We start from the raw sequence: 271 nt of genomic DNA on the forward strand, positions 1-271 counted from the left end.
GGCAGGGATTATCTTCAATATTTCCAATATTCTTCTGGTCGCTTCTATTAATCTTGCCGGTATGGCGGTAGCTTTTCCTGTGGGTGTGGGGCTGGCACTGGCTCTGGGTGTGATCACCACCTATATCGGCAATCCGCAGGGCGATCCGCTCATTCTGTTCCTCGGTGTCGCCTGCGTTGTGATCGCCATTATTTTTACCGCGATAGCCTATGGTCGTGTCACGCAGGAGGCGGATAAATCTCGCCGTAATAAAGGTCTCATTACTGCCATT

At 50.9% G+C, this 271-nt stretch carries 1 protein-coding gene; it reads left to right on the top strand.

What is annotated here, in order from left to right; genetic code table 11:
• Nucleotides 1–271, top strand: a 271-nt coding sequence (locus QP140_RS09985) for a hypothetical protein (RefSeq protein ID WP_284759503.1), incomplete at both ends; no start/stop codon positions are given.

The organism is Corynebacterium sp. UMB9976 (assembly GCF_030212265.1).
Lineage (GTDB): Bacteria > Actinomycetota > Actinomycetes > Mycobacteriales > Mycobacteriaceae > Corynebacterium.